At 38.8% G+C, this 15349-nt stretch carries 14 protein-coding genes; 13 read left to right on the top strand and 1 reads right to left on the bottom strand.

Going from position 1 to position 15349, the window contains the following annotated elements; translation table 11 throughout:
• Window positions 1-34: 34 nt before the first annotated feature.
• The 4 genes from C9J31_RS20345 to C9J31_RS20330 all read left to right on the top strand — a co-directional run bounded on the left by C9J31_RS20345 (window position 35) and on the right by C9J31_RS20330 (window position 1383).
• The gene (locus C9J31_RS20345) at window positions 35-244 is read left to right on the top strand and encodes a hypothetical protein (protein ID WP_107924698.1); all 210 of its coding nucleotides are present in this window, start codon (window positions 35-37) and stop codon (window positions 242-244) included.
• A 16-nt stretch (window positions 245-260) separates the two neighbouring features.
• A complete protein-coding gene (locus C9J31_RS20340) occupies window positions 261-461 on the top strand; it encodes a gamma-type small acid-soluble spore protein (protein WP_238602119.1) in 201 nt (66 codons plus the stop codon).
• Between the two features lie 88 nt (window positions 462-549).
• Window positions 550-732 (top strand): cysteine-rich CWC family protein, encoded by a 183-nt coding sequence (locus C9J31_RS20335; RefSeq protein WP_107950060.1) that lies wholly within the window; start codon window positions 550-552, stop codon window positions 730-732.
• A 78-nt stretch (window positions 733-810) separates the two neighbouring features.
• Window positions 811-1383, top strand: coding sequence for a DUF305 domain-containing protein (locus C9J31_RS20330; RefSeq protein WP_107924695.1), 573 nt, complete (start codon window positions 811-813; stop codon window positions 1381-1383).
• A 268-nt stretch (window positions 1384-1651) separates the two neighbouring features.
• On the opposite strand, the gene C9J31_RS20325 is transcribed toward C9J31_RS20330, so the two are convergent.
• A complete protein-coding gene (locus tag C9J31_RS20325; RefSeq protein WP_107950062.1) occupies window positions 1652-2287 on the bottom strand; it encodes a metallophosphoesterase family protein in 636 nt (211 codons plus the stop codon).
• A 274-nt stretch (window positions 2288-2561) separates the two neighbouring features.
• Between C9J31_RS20325 and C9J31_RS20320 the strand changes: the two genes are divergently transcribed.
• The 9 genes from C9J31_RS20320 (at window position 2562) to C9J31_RS20280 (ending at window position 15336) form a co-directional block, all read left to right on the top strand.
• The gene (locus C9J31_RS20320) at window positions 2562-4058 is read left to right on the top strand and encodes a class I adenylate-forming enzyme family protein (protein WP_107950064.1); all 1497 of its coding nucleotides are present in this window, start codon (window positions 2562-2564) and stop codon (window positions 4056-4058) included.
• Between the two features lie 194 nt (window positions 4059-4252).
• On the top strand, window positions 4253-5200 hold the full coding sequence (locus tag C9J31_RS20315) for a C39 family peptidase (RefSeq protein ID WP_238602120.1): 948 nt from the start codon (window positions 4253-4255) through the stop codon (window positions 5198-5200).
• A 115-nt stretch (window positions 5201-5315) separates the two neighbouring features.
• Window positions 5316-6548, top strand: a complete 1233-nt coding sequence (locus tag C9J31_RS20310; protein ID WP_107950068.1) for a carboxylate--amine ligase — start codon at window positions 5316-5318, stop codon at window positions 6546-6548.
• Entirely contained in the window at window positions 6545-7246 is a 702-nt protein-coding gene (cuyB, locus tag C9J31_RS20305; protein ID WP_107924691.1) for a cysteate racemase, read from the top strand. The genes C9J31_RS20310 and cuyB overlap by 4 nt, the downstream gene beginning before the upstream one ends.
• A 248-nt stretch (window positions 7247-7494) precedes the next feature.
• Window positions 7495-8643 (top strand): DEAD/DEAH box helicase, encoded by a 1149-nt coding sequence (locus tag C9J31_RS20300; RefSeq protein ID WP_107924690.1) that lies wholly within the window; start codon window positions 7495-7497, stop codon window positions 8641-8643.
• A 1-nt stretch (window position 8644) separates the two neighbouring features.
• Complete coding sequence (locus C9J31_RS20295) at window positions 8645-9874, top strand: aminopeptidase (RefSeq protein ID WP_107950070.1); 1230 nt, start codon at window positions 8645-8647, stop codon at window positions 9872-9874.
• Between the two features lie 59 nt (window positions 9875-9933).
• The gene (locus C9J31_RS20290; RefSeq protein ID WP_107950072.1) at window positions 9934-10872 is read left to right on the top strand and encodes an SGNH/GDSL hydrolase family protein; all 939 of its coding nucleotides are present in this window, start codon (window positions 9934-9936) and stop codon (window positions 10870-10872) included.
• Between the two features lie 229 nt (window positions 10873-11101).
• Window positions 11102-12259 (top strand): exonuclease SbcCD subunit D, encoded by a 1158-nt coding sequence (locus tag C9J31_RS20285; protein ID WP_107950074.1) that lies wholly within the window; start codon window positions 11102-11104, stop codon window positions 12257-12259.
• A complete protein-coding gene (locus C9J31_RS20280) occupies window positions 12256-15336 on the top strand; it encodes an AAA family ATPase (protein WP_107950076.1) in 3081 nt (1026 codons plus the stop codon). Before C9J31_RS20285 ends, C9J31_RS20280 begins: the two co-directional genes overlap by 4 nt.
• The last annotated feature ends 13 nt before the right edge of the window (window positions 15337-15349 follow it).

Below are 15349 nucleotides of genomic sequence, written 5' to 3'. Positions count from 1 at the left end.
TTTACACACATTATAGGTAAAGGAGAGTGAAATGATGGACAAAGAAAATGTACCCCATGACAAAAAAATGTTTATGAATTTAGCGAGCAAAGATAAACCCGACATGGTTGATTCGGATACAATTAGTATTTTTGATTTGCACGAAGACATGCAAACAGTGGATAGTATACCAATTGAAGAGCTCAATAAAAGGGTAAAAAGAGAAGGCGATGAACTGATTGAAATGCAACCTGATGAATTATAGGAATGGAGGTATTAGTATGAACAATCATCATGAAGCTCAGTTCACTTCTTCCGGTACGAATATTAATGAAGTAAAAAGACAAAATGCTGCGTCTAGGTTATCGTACAATGAAGTAAAAGAGCTGTTAGCTAAAAATGGCGGACAGGGTACAGCAATCTATAGTGATACGAACGTCCAAGAAGTGAAAAAGGAAAATCAAACATATAAGCATAAATAATAATGGCTCAAGAGGAGTGCGAAATCTATCTTATTTCGTGCTTCTCTGATTGTCCAGTACAATCATTAGTAGAAAGGAGTGGAAGTAATTGTCTACCGATGAAAAATGTTGCCCATTATGTGGAGAAAAAAACGGTTGTGAGCTTGTTGCAGGTCAAAATACTTGTTGGTGCATGAAGGAAAGTTTTCCAGAAGGCATATTCGAAGCAGTAACTGAGGAACCTCATAAATGTATCTGTCAAACGTGCTTAAATACATATAAAGGTGTGTAGTTTTTAGAATCTGTTGGTACAAATGTCTATTGCACAACAACCTATAGGGCATACATTACTCTGAAAGGAGTGTGTCTAATGTCTAAACCAATTGAACTTAGTAATGTAACGCAGGCATATTTAGAGGAATATCAAAAAATCCTCAATAAAATGATGCAGGGTATGACCTATGTTACGATTACATGTAGCATTTCAGAGAACTTCATTAAACAAATAATTCCACATCAAATAGCTGCTATTAAAATGTCAGAAAATGTTTTACGTTATACAACCAATATACCTGTTCAAAACTTCGCATTAGAAATTATAAAAACTCATTCTGAAATAGTGGAAAATTTAGAAGCAATACAAAATAGATGTTGTATCGTGCAAAATTCAGAATATGAATTATATGAATATATGTGTGCATTTAAAGAAATAACAGAAGCCATGTTCCAGGCAATGTGTTCGCCGCCAATTTCAAATAGTATCAATGTAAATTATATTCAAGAAATGATTGTCCATCATCAAGGTGGCGTACGATTGGCACAAAATGTTTTAAGATTCTGCATTTGCCAAGAGCTAATACCAATTCTCCAATGCATGATTCAAACAATGTGTCGTCAAATCGATGAGATGGAAAAATTACTGGAAGGCTTGCAGGATTGTTAAGAACCAGACGCTAAAATCGGTGGTGATTTTAGCGTTTTTTGTTATCTAGAAAACAATTTGCAAAAAATTGATGTCTATTGCGTGTACAAAAAAATAATATTATCTAAAGAGTTAACGTCCATGCTATGCGTGTTTTCGTATTTGTCTTTTTTCATTTACAGTAAATATAGATGGATGAGGCCGTGGATTCCCACTACTGGCGAACGCTTTCTGCGGTGCATCTTCCTTCGCTACGCTCAGTTCGAACGCGAAAGTACAGAGTAGATTGCTAATTTCGGTTACCCAATACCATTGAAAGTCGTGATTCTTCCTGAGATGAAGTGAATGTTGCGCACATAAACGTTACTGTACGCTGTTCACTGTCATAGAGACACCATTCACGATGGTCGACAACAGAACCAACATTAATGCCATATTGTTTTTCTTGTAAAGTAATTGGTTGACCAAAATGAATCCGAATGGGTAACTTTTTATTACGACGATAAAGACCTGACTCATGACTATGTCCGAAAAACAGAAGCTGTTTTTCGATTGTCGGAAAAGTAGGTTGCCATGTAACACTCCATTTAAATTGATGACCATGCATAAGTGTTGCTCCATCAATTTCCATTGTTTCAGGTAGTTCGATAAAACGCTTGATGCCGGTCACTTGTGTAATACGTTCTTCTTGATTGCCTCGGATAGAGGGGAACGTTAGTAAATTTTCAAAATCTTTTTCTATAATAACGGCTTTTTGCAACGGCAAGTCAGACACTGCTTTCGCCCTTTTTTTACTAACGATACATTCATATAAATCACCTAATCCAATTATTTGAGCATCATTTGCTGTTTGTTTTATATGGGTCAATACTGCTTTTGTATCTTCTATACTAGAATGTAAATCTCCTAAAAGTGCGTACAGCATGTTAATCAGGCCTTTCCTCAAAAAATGATTGTACAAGTATCATACACCTAACAGAAATTGATAGAAAAGTAAAATGTATAAGTATATTTTATGACACATCATTGCTATTTTCGAATGTTTAGAAAAATTGCCATCTTATTGATAGCTTGTTAAAATATAAAATGTAGTCAAAATTTTCTGAATTCAGATACTAGAATAGTATTTTATCGGCAGTCATAAAATTTAAACTACACGATGTTGGTGTAATAATCGTAAACCATTAGGAGGGCCTATAATGACAATGTTAATGACGGATATTTTACAGAACTATGCAGAGCAACAACCAGAGGCAATTGCAACAATGTATGGCAGCGACAATGTGACCTATGGTGAATTTTATAAGCGTGCAAGTAAATTTGCAGCATATTTACAAGCGCAAGGTTATGAAAAAGATGATGTTATTGCATTGTACACGCTCAATTCAGATTTATTTTTAATTGCTTATATCGGAGTTCAAATAGCAGGCTTTGTTGTCATGCCGATTAATACAAAATTGGCTACACCAGAGGTTGAATTTATTTTTAATCATTCACAAGTAAAAGGTCTTATTTATGATGAACGAATCGAGGATACTATTGCAGAAATTCCCTATGCATTCCAACATGTAATAGGTTTAAAAGACATGGCAGAAATTATTCAAAGTTTTGAAGGGCAAAGCAAGACTGTCTCACTAGAACCAAATGATACAGCTGTGGTGATGTATACTTCCGGTACAACAGGTAAGCCCAAAGGAGTGATGCTGACCCATCAAAATATTGTTGCGACAGCAGACATTTGGTCAACATCTATGAACATGAAGAAACAGGATAACATGTTTATATGTACACCCCTATTTCATTGTGCAGGACTCCATGTATTTGCTATGCCGATGTTTTATAAGGGAGGGACTGTCATTATAGAGGAAGGATTTTCTCCAACAAATACGCTTGTACAGCTTGCAGACTTACAAGCGACTATTTTCTTTGGCGTGCCGTCCATGTATACAATTATTTTAAATACACCGGCATTTAAGGAACATACATTTAAGAATTTACGTTTACTTTGTTACGGAGCCGCACCGATGCCTTATGAGCTTGTTAAACAGGTCAAAGAGGCATTTCCACAGGTGAAGGTTCAAAATTTATATGGTCAAACAGAAAATTCACCAGCGGCTACTTCTCTACTAGATGCTGATGCATTGACGAAAATTGGCTCGGTTGGGCAACCGTTAGCACAAACCAAGGTACGCGTAGTTGATAGCTATGGCGAATCAGTGCCAGCAGGTGAGGTTGGAGAGATTTGTGTGAAAGGGCCGCAGGTGATGAAAGGTTATTTACGAAATGATGAGGAAACTGCTCGAACGATTCGAGATGGCTGGCTTTATTCAGGAGATTTAGGGCGCTTTGATGAAGAAGGTTATTTATATATTGTAGACCGTAAAAAAGATATGATTATTCGTGGCGGTGAAAATATTTATCCAATCGAAGTGGAAGAAGTTTTATACCAATTGCCAGATATTTTAGAAGCCGCAGTTGTAGGTTTACCGCATGAAGTTTATGGTGAGGTACCAAAGGCGTTTGTTGTTTTGAAGGAAGGGAAATCTTTAAATGAAGAGACAATTCTAGCATATTGCCGTACACAACTTGCGAAATATAAAATGCCTCATGAAATTGAATTTTTAGTAGAGTTACCACGTAATGCATCTGGCAAGGTGCTGAAACATACATTACGCCCTACTGTGAAAACAACTTAATATATTGTGAGAACAAGAGTGAGTTCATTAAAAAGTAGCATGATAGAATAGGAACACCTATAAAATTAGCGTATAATAGAGACTACAATTAATTGTAATAATAGAATTGAAGATAGCCTCATTGTCTTCGAACAAGATAGGAGCGGAATTTTGCCTTGAGGACGGGGTATAAACGCCTTTTTATAATAGGTCTGATGATAATAATGCTACTTTCAGGTTGTAATCAGCTTGTGCAGCAAGATAAATCTAAAAATCAATTAACCGTGTTAACGGTGGAATTTAATAGTGGAGCACCTATTCCAAATCTCTATATAAAAGTGACAGATTTGGAGACTGGTGAAGAAATTGAGGATGCACTTGGTTCTGAAGAGGGCGAGGCGACATTCTCCAAACTTGTAGAGGGTAAAACATATACAATTGCTGCAACCACACTTGAAAATAGTATGGGGGGCGATGGCTATACAACAATTGATACGTTTATCTACGATACGTCAAAGCCCTATTATCGACTGCAAACTCATTTTTCAAGGGATGAACAAGAGTTAGATGTGCCTGTTGTTATGCAAAATCCTGAACTACCACATGGCTGTGAAATTACATCGTTGACAGCTGTACTAAATTATTATGGTATGAATGTTACGAAGCTTGAAATGGCTGATACGTATTTACCGAAGCAAAATTTTAAAACAATCGGTGGGCAAAGATTTGGACCAGATCCAGCATATGCATTTGCTGGAAATCCGCGTGACAAAGCGGAAGGTATGTATGTCTTTGCAGCTCCGATTGTAAAAGCGGCGGAATTAGTAATAGCAGATAAACAAGCAGATTTACGTGTCAAAAATATGAGTGGTGCTTCACAGGATGACATTTTACAGCTTGTCCGTGAAGGTGTACCAGTTGTGACATGGGTTACATTGGATTTATCAACTCCTAAAACAAATAATGATAGGGGCTGGATCTATGAAGGTGAGGCAGCCTCGCGTGCCGCGTATATGAACTTGCATGCTGTTGTTTTAACTGGGCATTTAGGCGATAAAGTAGTTGTAATGGACCCATTAAAAGGCTTTGTTACATATAATGTCGATCAATTTTTTAAAAGCTATCAAGAGTTAGGGTCACAAGCAGTAGCAGTTCATAAATGAGTTTTAGAGCGTAAAGCTATCCCAAAAGGATATAATTGCACCATATAAAGGCCTATCCAAGAAAAAAGATGAAGTATGTTACACTACTATAAATAGCTAAAGGGAGCTGAGTAGAATGGCCATTGAGCACACTTTTTTACCGATTTTATTGGGCGACGAAATGAATGCTTACGGCATGGCAAGAGCATTTTACGAGTCCTATGGCGTGAAACCACTCGCTGTAAATCATACGAACACAGCCAAAATTCAACAGAGTGATTTACTTACGTTTCGTGAAGTACCAAGACTACATATCGAAGAACGTTTTGTTGTTGCTTTACAAGCGATAGCGGAGGAATTCCCGGAAAAAAAACTGCTATTGCTTGCCTGCGATGAATTTTATGTGAAGAAGATTGTGAATCATCAAGAAGAACTGTCCAAATTTTTCATAATCCCGTATGTTGATGCTACACTTGCAGATCAGCTTCTGACACGTGAAAGTATGTACCAGCTTTGTGCGGAATATGGCTTCGATTTTCCAGCTATGCATATATGCACAGTGAATGACTATGAGCAATTTGATATACCCTTTGAATATCCAGTTGTGATAAAGCCCATGAATATGATGAAATACGCTACATGTATTTTTCCAGGTAAGAAAAAAGTATATATTGCACATGATAATGAAGAAAAGGATGCAATTTTCCACGCAATTTATAAAGAGTCTGCATATCGTGATGATTTAATGATTCAGCAGTATATTCCAGGCGAGGATGCCAATATGCGTGTAGTAAATGCTTATGTTGGACAAGATCATGAAGTTAAATTACTATCTGTAGGAAACCCTATTTTAGAAGAACATTCTCCCGATGGTATCGGTCGCTATGTTGCCATTATAACAGCCTATGACAAAGCATTGATGGATCTTGTGAAGGTATTTCTGGAAACAATACAATTCCAAGGCTTTGCGACGTTCGATATGAAATATGATGAACGCGATGGTCAATACAAGTTATTAAGTATTGAATTACATAATGAACTTTCAAATTATTATGTGACAGCAAGTGGCTATAATTTAATGCAATATGTAGCGGATGATTTCATTCGTGGCAGTAAACAACAGCTAACATACGTTCAAAATAAGCATCTATGGACGATTGTGCCAAACGGTGTATTATTTAAATACGTATTAAATGAACAACTAGTGATGGAAGCAAAGAGTCTTATTCGCCAAGGCTTTGCGACAGATTCTATTTTTAATTATAAAGATATGAATGCAAAACGCTGGTTGAATGTGACGCTCGAAAATTTAAACTTTTATCGAAAGTATAAGAAATATTTTAACAACAAAGGTCTGTCGAACTCATGAAAAAACAAACTTTAGGTATTATTGGTGGCGTTGGTCCACTTGCAACAATGTTTATCGGTGAAATGATTGTAAGACGTACGAAGGCTATAAAAGATCAGGAGCATGTACATACAATTATTGATAATGATACAAATATTCCTGATCGAACTGCATTTATTTTAGATAATACAAAGAAAAATCCTGTGCCAATTTTAATTGAAGATGCGAAAAAACTAGCTTCTGTTGGTGCAGACATGATTGCCATCCCATGCAATACAGCGCATACTTTTTATGATGAATTAGCTGAAGGCTCTCCAGTGCCCGTGCTACATATGATTCGTGAAACGGCCAAGCGTGCGCATGATTTAGGGGCGAAGCGTGTTGGTATTTTAGCGACAACAGGTACGTTAACATCGCATATGTATCAGGATGCGTTAGAGAACTATGGCATTACACCCGTTGTACCAGATGAAGCTATGAAGGAAAAAGTCATGGCGATTATTTACGATTATGTAAAGGCTGGTAAGGATGTCACGCAAGAAGAGTGGCAGCCAATAGAAGAAGCGATGCTTGCACTTGATTGCGATCGAATTGTTTTAGGGTGTACAGAGCTATCTATCGTCAATCGAGATTTAAAATTAAAAGACAAATATATCGATTCACTAATTGTTTTAGCTGAGTGTGCTATATTAGCATGTGGCTATGAATTAGTGGAGTAACTTTTGGCTCACCTGTTTGCAATAGGTGAGCCTTTCACATCGACACTGCGACTCGTAAGGTGTGTAAATTGTGTCAGCGAAGGTCGTTTTAAGCTACAAAAGTGGAACGGCAACAATGTATTGAATGTTGTACACGCTTAGCGTCAGGTACAATGATATCGAGCAATAATTGATAGACAGAAGGAAAATGCTTGTCCAGAGCTAGTATGTTAAACTAGTGTCAAGCAGGATAAAAGGTGGGAATTGACATGTCAGTAATAAATTTATTAAATGAAGGTCTACAAGAAAAATGGAATTTCGAAGAGCCAATGAAAATTCAAGATGAAATGATTCCAGCAATGCTTGAGGGCAAAGATATTGTAGCAGAATCGCCAACAGGCTCAGGGAAAACATTAGCCTATGTATTACCTTTATTGAACAAAGTAAATGGATCGAAAAAACAAACACAAGGACTCATTGTTGCCCCATCTCAGGAATTAGCAATGCAAATCGTGGAGGTTATTCGCGAATGGACAGCTGGTACTGATATTACTGTTCAGCAACTAATAGGTGGTGCAAACTCTGCACGTCAAATCGAGAAATTAAAGAAAAAGCCGACAATTGTTGTAGGGACACCAGGTCGTCTAAATGAATTAGCACGTTCGGGCAAATTAAAACTGAAAGAAATTGAAACAGTTATTTTAGACGAATGTGATCAGTTATTAAGCCGAGAATATCGCGTCGTAGTAAAATCCTTTATCGAAAGCTCAGCCTACGGTCGTCAAGTAGTGGTCGTTTCTGCCACAATTACCGAAGAAATTGAACTAGTGGCAAGTCGTATGATGTTTGAGCCATTACGTTTCAAAATTAAACCTGAGGATATGGTGAAGTTTGGCAAAGTTGTACATTCCTTTGTAAAAGTAGAAGAACGTGATAAAACGGATTTCCTGCGCCGCTTATCACATACGGATGGCTTACGTGCACTAGCCTTTGTCAACAATATTGACCAGTTACTTATGAAGGAAACGAAATTGCAATATCGTGCTGCACCGATTGTAACCCTACATTCTGACATGAAAAAAGAGGAACGTAAAAAGGCATTAGATGCATTCCGTAAAGGTGATGCCCGTATTTTAATTGCCACTGATATTGCGGCACGCGGTTTAGATATCGCAGGTTTAACACATGTTATTCATGTTGACGTACCGCGCACGATTGAGCAATATTTACATCGTTCAGGTCGTACAGGACGTGCAGGTGCAGATGGTGAAGTCTTAACATTATTATCGTACCACGATGAAAAAACCTATAAAAAATGGACACGCGAAATTGCTGGCAAGCCAGTTCAAAAAGTATGGCATGACGGAGAACTAGTAGAAGGTAATTCAAAAACAATTGGACAAAAGCGAGGGAAATAATATGACTTTTGAAGAGAAATTACAAGCATATGCAGAGCTTGCTGTAAAAGTTGGCGTCAATATTCAGCCTGGTCAATATCTGTTAGTAAACACGTCTGTGGATGCATTAGACTTTGCTCGTTTGGTAGTAAAAGAAGCCTATAAAGCTGGAGCAGGCCGTGTGCATGTTAATTTTTCGGATGGTGAAATGGAGCGTGCCTATTTCGAACATGCTTCTGATGAAGAGTTCAATCGTTATCCAGAGTGGATTGTCAAAATGCGCGATGAGCTAATCGAGCGTAAAGGCGCACTTTTATGGATAGACGCAGCTGATCCAGATCTTTTAACTGGTGTTCCAACAGATCGCTTGGCAACACATCAAAAAGTCGCGGGTGCTGCACTGAAAAATTATCGAAATGCTGTGATGAAAGATTTAATCGCATGGTCTATCGTAGCAGTACCATCTCCAAAATGGGCAGCAAAGGTATTCCCAAATTTAGTTGTAGAAGAGCAAGTCCCTGCACTGTGGGAAGCTATTTTTAAAACAGTGCACATCGGAGAAGGCAACGCAGTTGAAAATTGGCATTCACATGTGGCGAATTTAGAGTCCCGAGCAACTTTATTGAACAGTAAAAAATATGCAAAGCTTCATTATACAGCACCGGGTACAGATTTAACGATTGCGTTAGCACCTCAGCATAAATGGCTTACTGGTGGAAGTAAAACACCTGATGGTACTGTATTCATTGCCAATATGCCGACAGAAGAGGTATATACATTACCAATGAAGCAAGGTGTTAGTGGGGTTGTCAGCAATACTAAGCCATTGGTCTATCAGGGTAATATAATTGATGGCTTTAAGCTTACTTTTGAAGATGGAAAAATTATTAAGGCGGAAGCACAAATGGGCCATGATTTATTGCAAGAGCTCATTACAGTGGATGAAGGTTCCTGCTATTTAGGTGAAGTAGCACTTGTACCACATGGTTCACCGATTTCAGCATCAGAGATTTTATATTTCAATACGTTGTTCGATGAGAATGCCTCAAACCATCTAGCGATTGGTGAAGCATACCCAACTTGCCTAGAGGGCGGTAGAGATTTAGAAAACGGTCAACTTGAAGCGCTTGGTGCCAATATTTCAGTGACACATGAGGACTTTATGATTGGTAGCGGTGACATGGATATTGATGGTATTTTACCTGATGGGACTGTAGAGCCGATTTTCCGTAAAGGTAACTGGGCGTTTTAAGCTAATTAGCATTTTACCTATAATTTATATACGATAGTCAATGAGTGGAAGGTGAGCGGATGAAACGACTATTGAACTTAATAAGTGTAACGGTACTGACAGCCACAATAGGTGTTTCATCTGCGTTTGCACAGACTGAGAATTATGTGGCTATCGGAGATTCTTTAGCAGCGGGTCAAACGCCCTATCAGGAAATTGATACAGGCTACAGTGATTTAATTGCCATGAGGCTTGGATTGATTGGTCAAATAGGTCATTATACAAAAGAGCTTGCGTTCCCAGGCTTTACAACAATTGATGTATTGCAGCGCGTAAAGTCAACCGAGGCAAGTGAGTTATTAGCAAATGCAACGCTTATTACCATTTCAGCAGGTGCCAATGACTTACTACGTCTTGTGCAAGTGAATCCAAGCGCAGGCACATTAACATTTTCTCAGCTACAGACAGATTACGCATTAAATGTTGCTCGGATAAATATGGGGGAGATTTTGGCTGAGTTGAAAACACGTGCACCACATGCAAAAGTCTATGTGATGGGTTACTATTTTGCCTATCCGAATGTGCATGCCTCTCAAAAAGAAGGAACGAATGAACAACTGGTAAAATTAAATACCATTTTACAGCAGCAAGCACAGCGGGCTGGAGCGACTTATATTAATGTGTATGATGCTTTTGGATTACAGGCAATGAATTACTTGCCAAATAGCTCAGACGTACATCCGAATTTCGAAGGTTATCGTCAAATGGCGAATGCTTTTTTGAAAGCTTATAGTGGCAGTGATGCTTTAGCGATATCATCTGTAGAACTACCCAAGCCTAACCCAATGACCTTTGAGGAAATCGTAAAAAAGCAAGCAAAAGCCAAACAGAGTCCAGTTGTACCAACGCAAGAGTCAGTTGCCATCGTACACCGTATTCAAGGCTTTAACGGATATGTAGCATTTCTCTCGAACAAGCAAGAGAGATTCAGTATAACTAAGGGGTTCACTTTACGTTAGAGAAAATATCGTTGGAAAAGGAGTTGTCTCACCATTGAGACAACTCCTTTCTGCGCAATGGCCCACAACAGGGGAAAAGAATACTTCGCGTGCACCGAGCAGGTGAAGAAGAAGTATCCCTCAGGTAGAGAAGCGAACTGCTCGCAACCTGCGGACTTCCTACTAAAACAAGAATGTACGTTCCACTAAAAGGCATGATAGAATAAAAAGCAGACAGGAGGCGCAACGAATGAAACTATTCCATACAGCAGATTGGCATTTAGGGAAGCTTGTACAAGGTGTGTACATGACGGAGGACCAACGCTATATTTTACAGCAATTTATGCAGGCTATTGATGAAGAAAAGCCTGATGCAATCATTATAGCGGGTGATTTATATGACCGTTCTATGCCACCTGTAGAGGCCGTTAATTTGCTAAATGATGTTTTTGCAGAGATTGTACTTGATAAAAAAATTCCTGTGTTAGCGGTTGCTGGGAACCACGATAGTGCAGGTCGCTTAAATTTCGGAAGTCGTTTAATGCGTGATAGTGGGTTACACATAATGGGGCAATTTAGGAAAGATCAGGCGCCAATTGTGTTGACAGATCAATTTGGTGAGGTGCATTTTCATCTTGTACCGTTTGCAGAGCCTGCAGCTGTGCGTACCATTTTGGCAGATGATACGATCCACTCCCATCAAGATGCGATGCAAAAAATCATTGAACACATCACACCAACGATGGATACAACACAACGAAATGTTTTCATTGGACATGCTTTTGTAACCAAATATGGCCATGAGGAAGAGAACACAAGTGATTCGGAGCGTCCACTATCAATAGGTGGATCGGATTGTGTGGATGCATCACTATTTGAACAGTTTAACTATACGGCATTGGGCCATTTACATAAGGCACATTTTGTACGTAATGAAACGATTCGATATGCCGGCTCACCATTGAAGTATTCACTGTCGGAGCACTTGCATGTAAAGGGCTATTTAATTGTTGAGTTAGATGAGACAGGACTAGTAACAGTAGAAAAGCGAAAACTTATGCCAAGACGTGATTTGCGTGTGGTGGAGGGATTGATGGATGATTTATTAAAATTAACGCCTAGTGAGGATTATGTTTTTGTACGCCTAACTGATGATACGCCCGTCGCTTCACCAATGGAACGTATTCGTACTGTGTTCCCACATGCATTGCATATCGAACGCAAGGCGGTACGCCAGGAATTATCCAAAGAAATTCAAGCGATTGAAACGGAGCAAGTAGAAGACATCGACTTATTTAGAGCATTTTATGCGGATTTATATAGTGAACAACCGAATCGAGAGACCGAGCGTCTATTTACCGACATACTACAAGAAATACTTGATGAGGAACGGGAGGCAGTAAAATGAAACCTTTAAAGTTAACCATTACTGCCTTTGGCCCCTACAAAAATACAGAAATCATTGATTTTCAAGAACTTGGTGATCACCGATTATTTGCAATATCTGGGAAGACAGGTGCTGGGAAAACGACAATTTTTGATGCTATTTGTTATGCACTTTATGGTTCAGGCAGTGGCGAAGATCGTCAAGATACAGCTATGCTCAGAAGCGGCTTTGCCGAAGATGACGTGTATACAGCAGTAGAACTCATTTTTGAAATGCATGGTAAAACTTATCAAATCTCACGTCAACCCGGTCATATTAAAGCGACAAACAAAAGTGTTACTGGTAGGAAAGTAGAGTTGGCTCAATTTAAAGAGGGAAAACTTGACTTTAGTATTGTAGAGAAACAACAGACCAATGAAGTTGATAAAAAGTTACAGGAAATTGTAGGTTTGACGAAGGGTCAGTTTAGCCAAATTGTCATGCTTCCTCAGGGTGAATTTCGCAAGCTTTTAACCTCAGATTCTACGAACAAAGAGGCTATTTTACGCAAAATTTTTAAAACGGATCGCTTTGGAGACATGACAAAAAAACTGGATGCAAAACGTAAGGAAGCCGAAAAAGATTTAGAACGCGCGAAGCAATTAAAAGAGCATTTACTGGGTCAAATTGCTGGGGCACTGCCACAACGATCATCTGTATTGTTTACTTGCATTGCAAATAACACGGAAAACATGCACCAATTAATGACTGCGCTTGAGCAGGAGCAAGCTTACTATATAGAAAGTATTCAAGTTGAGCAACATCGTTATGATGAGGCCTATGGTCACCATCAAAAGGAGCAAGAGCATTATAGTATGGCCAAGGCCCTCAATGAACAATTTGAAGAGCATGCTAACCGTCAAGAACGGCTGAAAATATTAGAGCAACAGCATAATATTTATGATGCAAAGGTACAGGAAATTAAACTTGCTGAGCAAGCAGACCGCCTTGTTATGTTCGAACAACAGTGTATGGACCTTCGTGCCGAGCAAAATCGTAAAGAACAGACCTATCAGCAAGCAAAAATAACGATACAACAAAAAGAGACACAATATAAAGTTGCTCAAGCATCATTCAATGAAGTAGAAGCCAAAGAACCTGAGCGTCAGCAAGTCTTACAGCAAGAATTAACGCTACAAGCACTTCTGCCGACGTTTGAAGCGTTTGAAGGGAATCGCCAACAATTACAAATATACGAGCATGGTGTTGGAACTGCAAAGCGAGCGGTTGCGGATAATCTTGCAATTTTACATCAGGAACAAGTCCAGCTACAGTATGTGACCGAAAAAATCGAGCAATACGAAGAACAAGTGCAGCCTTTTGCAGACTACTTGGAACAGCTACCGAAACTCCGTGAACAAGTTGCATTATTAACAAAAGTTGAGAAATATGAGCGAGCGGTTGCCTCGGCAGAACAGGCTGTTAATACAACGCAGCAGCGATATCAGGAAAATAAGCAGGAATTACAACAGTTAGAACAACAATGGATTGCAAATCTGGCAAGTATTTTAGCAGCGCAACTTATTGAAGGCGATCCGTGCCCAGTATGTGGGAGTACGACACATCAAATTACACATACTGAGCAAATAGAGTCTATTAATGATGCACAATTAGAAATAATAAGAGCGAAGTCTCAGTCAGATGAACGCACTTATTTTGAAAAAGAGGCAACTTTAAAATCGGCTAAAATACTTCTTCAAGAGGCAATTGAGCAAGTGGAAGCCAATGGTATTTCACAAGCAAATCAAACACAACTAAACTCTTCACTACGATATGTTGAGGAGCAAGTGGCACTGTTAAAAGTGGTTAATGATCAATTAGCTGTCTCACGAACTCAGCAAAAGAGTCAGCGTGAAAGGACACAGCAACTACAAGAGAAACAAACACAGTTAGAGCAGTATTTTGCTGAACAGCAAAAGGTGTTAACAAAACAGCAGATAATTGTGGAAGAGCAACAAAGGCATATACCTGAAAACATTCAAACATTACAAGCTTTACAACAAAAAATTGCTGAGGTAGGTGTACAAAAAAAAGCGCTACAAACAGCTTGGCAGGCTAGTCAACAAAATTTACAATCTGCTAAAGAAGCTGTGAGCAACGCAGTAATGGCGGAGGAACTAGCTAAAAAAGCTTATGAAGAGATTCACGCTAGTCTAAACGAAAAACGTGAGCAATTTTCAGTAAGTATGAAAGAAGTGGGTTTTGAAAGCTATCAGGCGTATGAAACGGCAAAGCGTAGCATTATGCAATTGGACACTTTACGGAAAGATTGTAATGATTACACTTTGCAACTACACACATTACAAATTCAAATTGCCGAAGGAGCTAAGCAGCTTGAAGGGAAAGAGAAAAAGAATTTAGCTCTATTAGAAGAATCACTAGCACAACTACGTGAGACATACGAGGTAGCATTTAATACATTGCAACGGACAAAAGCTTTTGCTGCAGCTTGTGGAGATTTTATCGTGAAAGTAGAAGAAACGGCTAAAGAAATACAATTACTTGAAAAAGAGGCGGGGCGTGTGAAGGAGCTCCATGCTTTATTGAATGGGCAAAATGTGAAAAAGCTTTCCTTTGAGCGTTATATTCAAATAAACTACTTAGACAAAATCACAGCAGCCGCAAATATTCGTCTGTACCATTTATCTAATGGGCAGTTTGAGCTTCGACGATCAGATCGATTGGAAAAGCATGCAAAACAAAGTGGACTTGGTCTTGATGTATATGATGCCTATACTGATCAAATTCGGGATGTCAAAACATTGTCAGGTGGGGAGAAATTTAATGCCTCTTTAAGTCTGGCGCTGGGCATGGCAGATGTCATTCAAAGTTTTCAAGGGAATATTCGAATCGATACAATGTTTATTGACGAAGGTTTTGGCTCGCTTGATGAGGAGGCATTGAATAAAGCCATTGATGCACTCATTGATCTACAAGAATCGGGTCGTATGATTGGCGTTATTTCCCATGTTGCAGAACTAAAGGCCTCTATGCCCGCTGTTTTACATGTTGAAAAAACCTTAAGTGGACATAGCAGAACACGGTTTGAAGTGAAATAAAGAAAAGGCGTTC

Origin of the sequence: Lysinibacillus parviboronicapiens (assembly GCF_003049605.2) — a bacterium.
Lineage (GTDB): Bacteria > Bacillota > Bacilli > Bacillales_A > Planococcaceae > Lysinibacillus > Lysinibacillus parviboronicapiens.
This window is presented reverse-complemented; position numbering and strand designations above follow the sequence as displayed.

Excerpts from the sequence above, each read along its gene's own strand:
- C9J31_RS20345 (WP_107924698.1), top strand. The coding sequence starts at position 35 with ATGGACAAAGAAAATGTACCCCATGACAAAAAAATGTTTATGAATTTA.
- C9J31_RS20340 (WP_238602119.1), top strand. The coding sequence starts at position 261 with ATGAACAATCATCATGAAGCTCAGTTCACTTCTTCCGGTACGAATATT.
- C9J31_RS20330 (WP_107924695.1), top strand. The coding sequence starts at position 811 with ATGTCTAAACCAATTGAACTTAGTAATGTAACGCAGGCATATTTAGAG.
- C9J31_RS20325 (WP_107950062.1), bottom strand. The coding sequence starts at position 2,287 with ATGCTGTACGCACTTTTAGGAGATTTACATTCTAGTATAGAAGATACA.
- C9J31_RS20320 (WP_107950064.1), top strand. The coding sequence starts at position 2,562 with ATGACAATGTTAATGACGGATATTTTACAGAACTATGCAGAGCAACAA.
- C9J31_RS20315 (WP_238602120.1), top strand. The coding sequence starts at position 4,253 with ATGATAATAATGCTACTTTCAGGTTGTAATCAGCTTGTGCAGCAAGAT.
- C9J31_RS20310 (WP_107950068.1), top strand. The coding sequence starts at position 5,316 with ATGGCCATTGAGCACACTTTTTTACCGATTTTATTGGGCGACGAAATG.
- cuyB (WP_107924691.1), top strand. The coding sequence starts at position 6,545 with ATGAAAAAACAAACTTTAGGTATTATTGGTGGCGTTGGTCCACTTGCA.
- C9J31_RS20300 (WP_107924690.1), top strand. The coding sequence starts at position 7,495 with ATGTCAGTAATAAATTTATTAAATGAAGGTCTACAAGAAAAATGGAAT.
- C9J31_RS20295 (WP_107950070.1), top strand. The coding sequence starts at position 8,645 with ATGACTTTTGAAGAGAAATTACAAGCATATGCAGAGCTTGCTGTAAAA.
- C9J31_RS20290 (WP_107950072.1), top strand. The coding sequence starts at position 9,934 with ATGAAACGACTATTGAACTTAATAAGTGTAACGGTACTGACAGCCACA.
- C9J31_RS20285 (WP_107950074.1), top strand. The coding sequence starts at position 11,102 with ATGAAACTATTCCATACAGCAGATTGGCATTTAGGGAAGCTTGTACAA.
- C9J31_RS20280 (WP_107950076.1), top strand. The coding sequence starts at position 12,256 with ATGAAACCTTTAAAGTTAACCATTACTGCCTTTGGCCCCTACAAAAAT.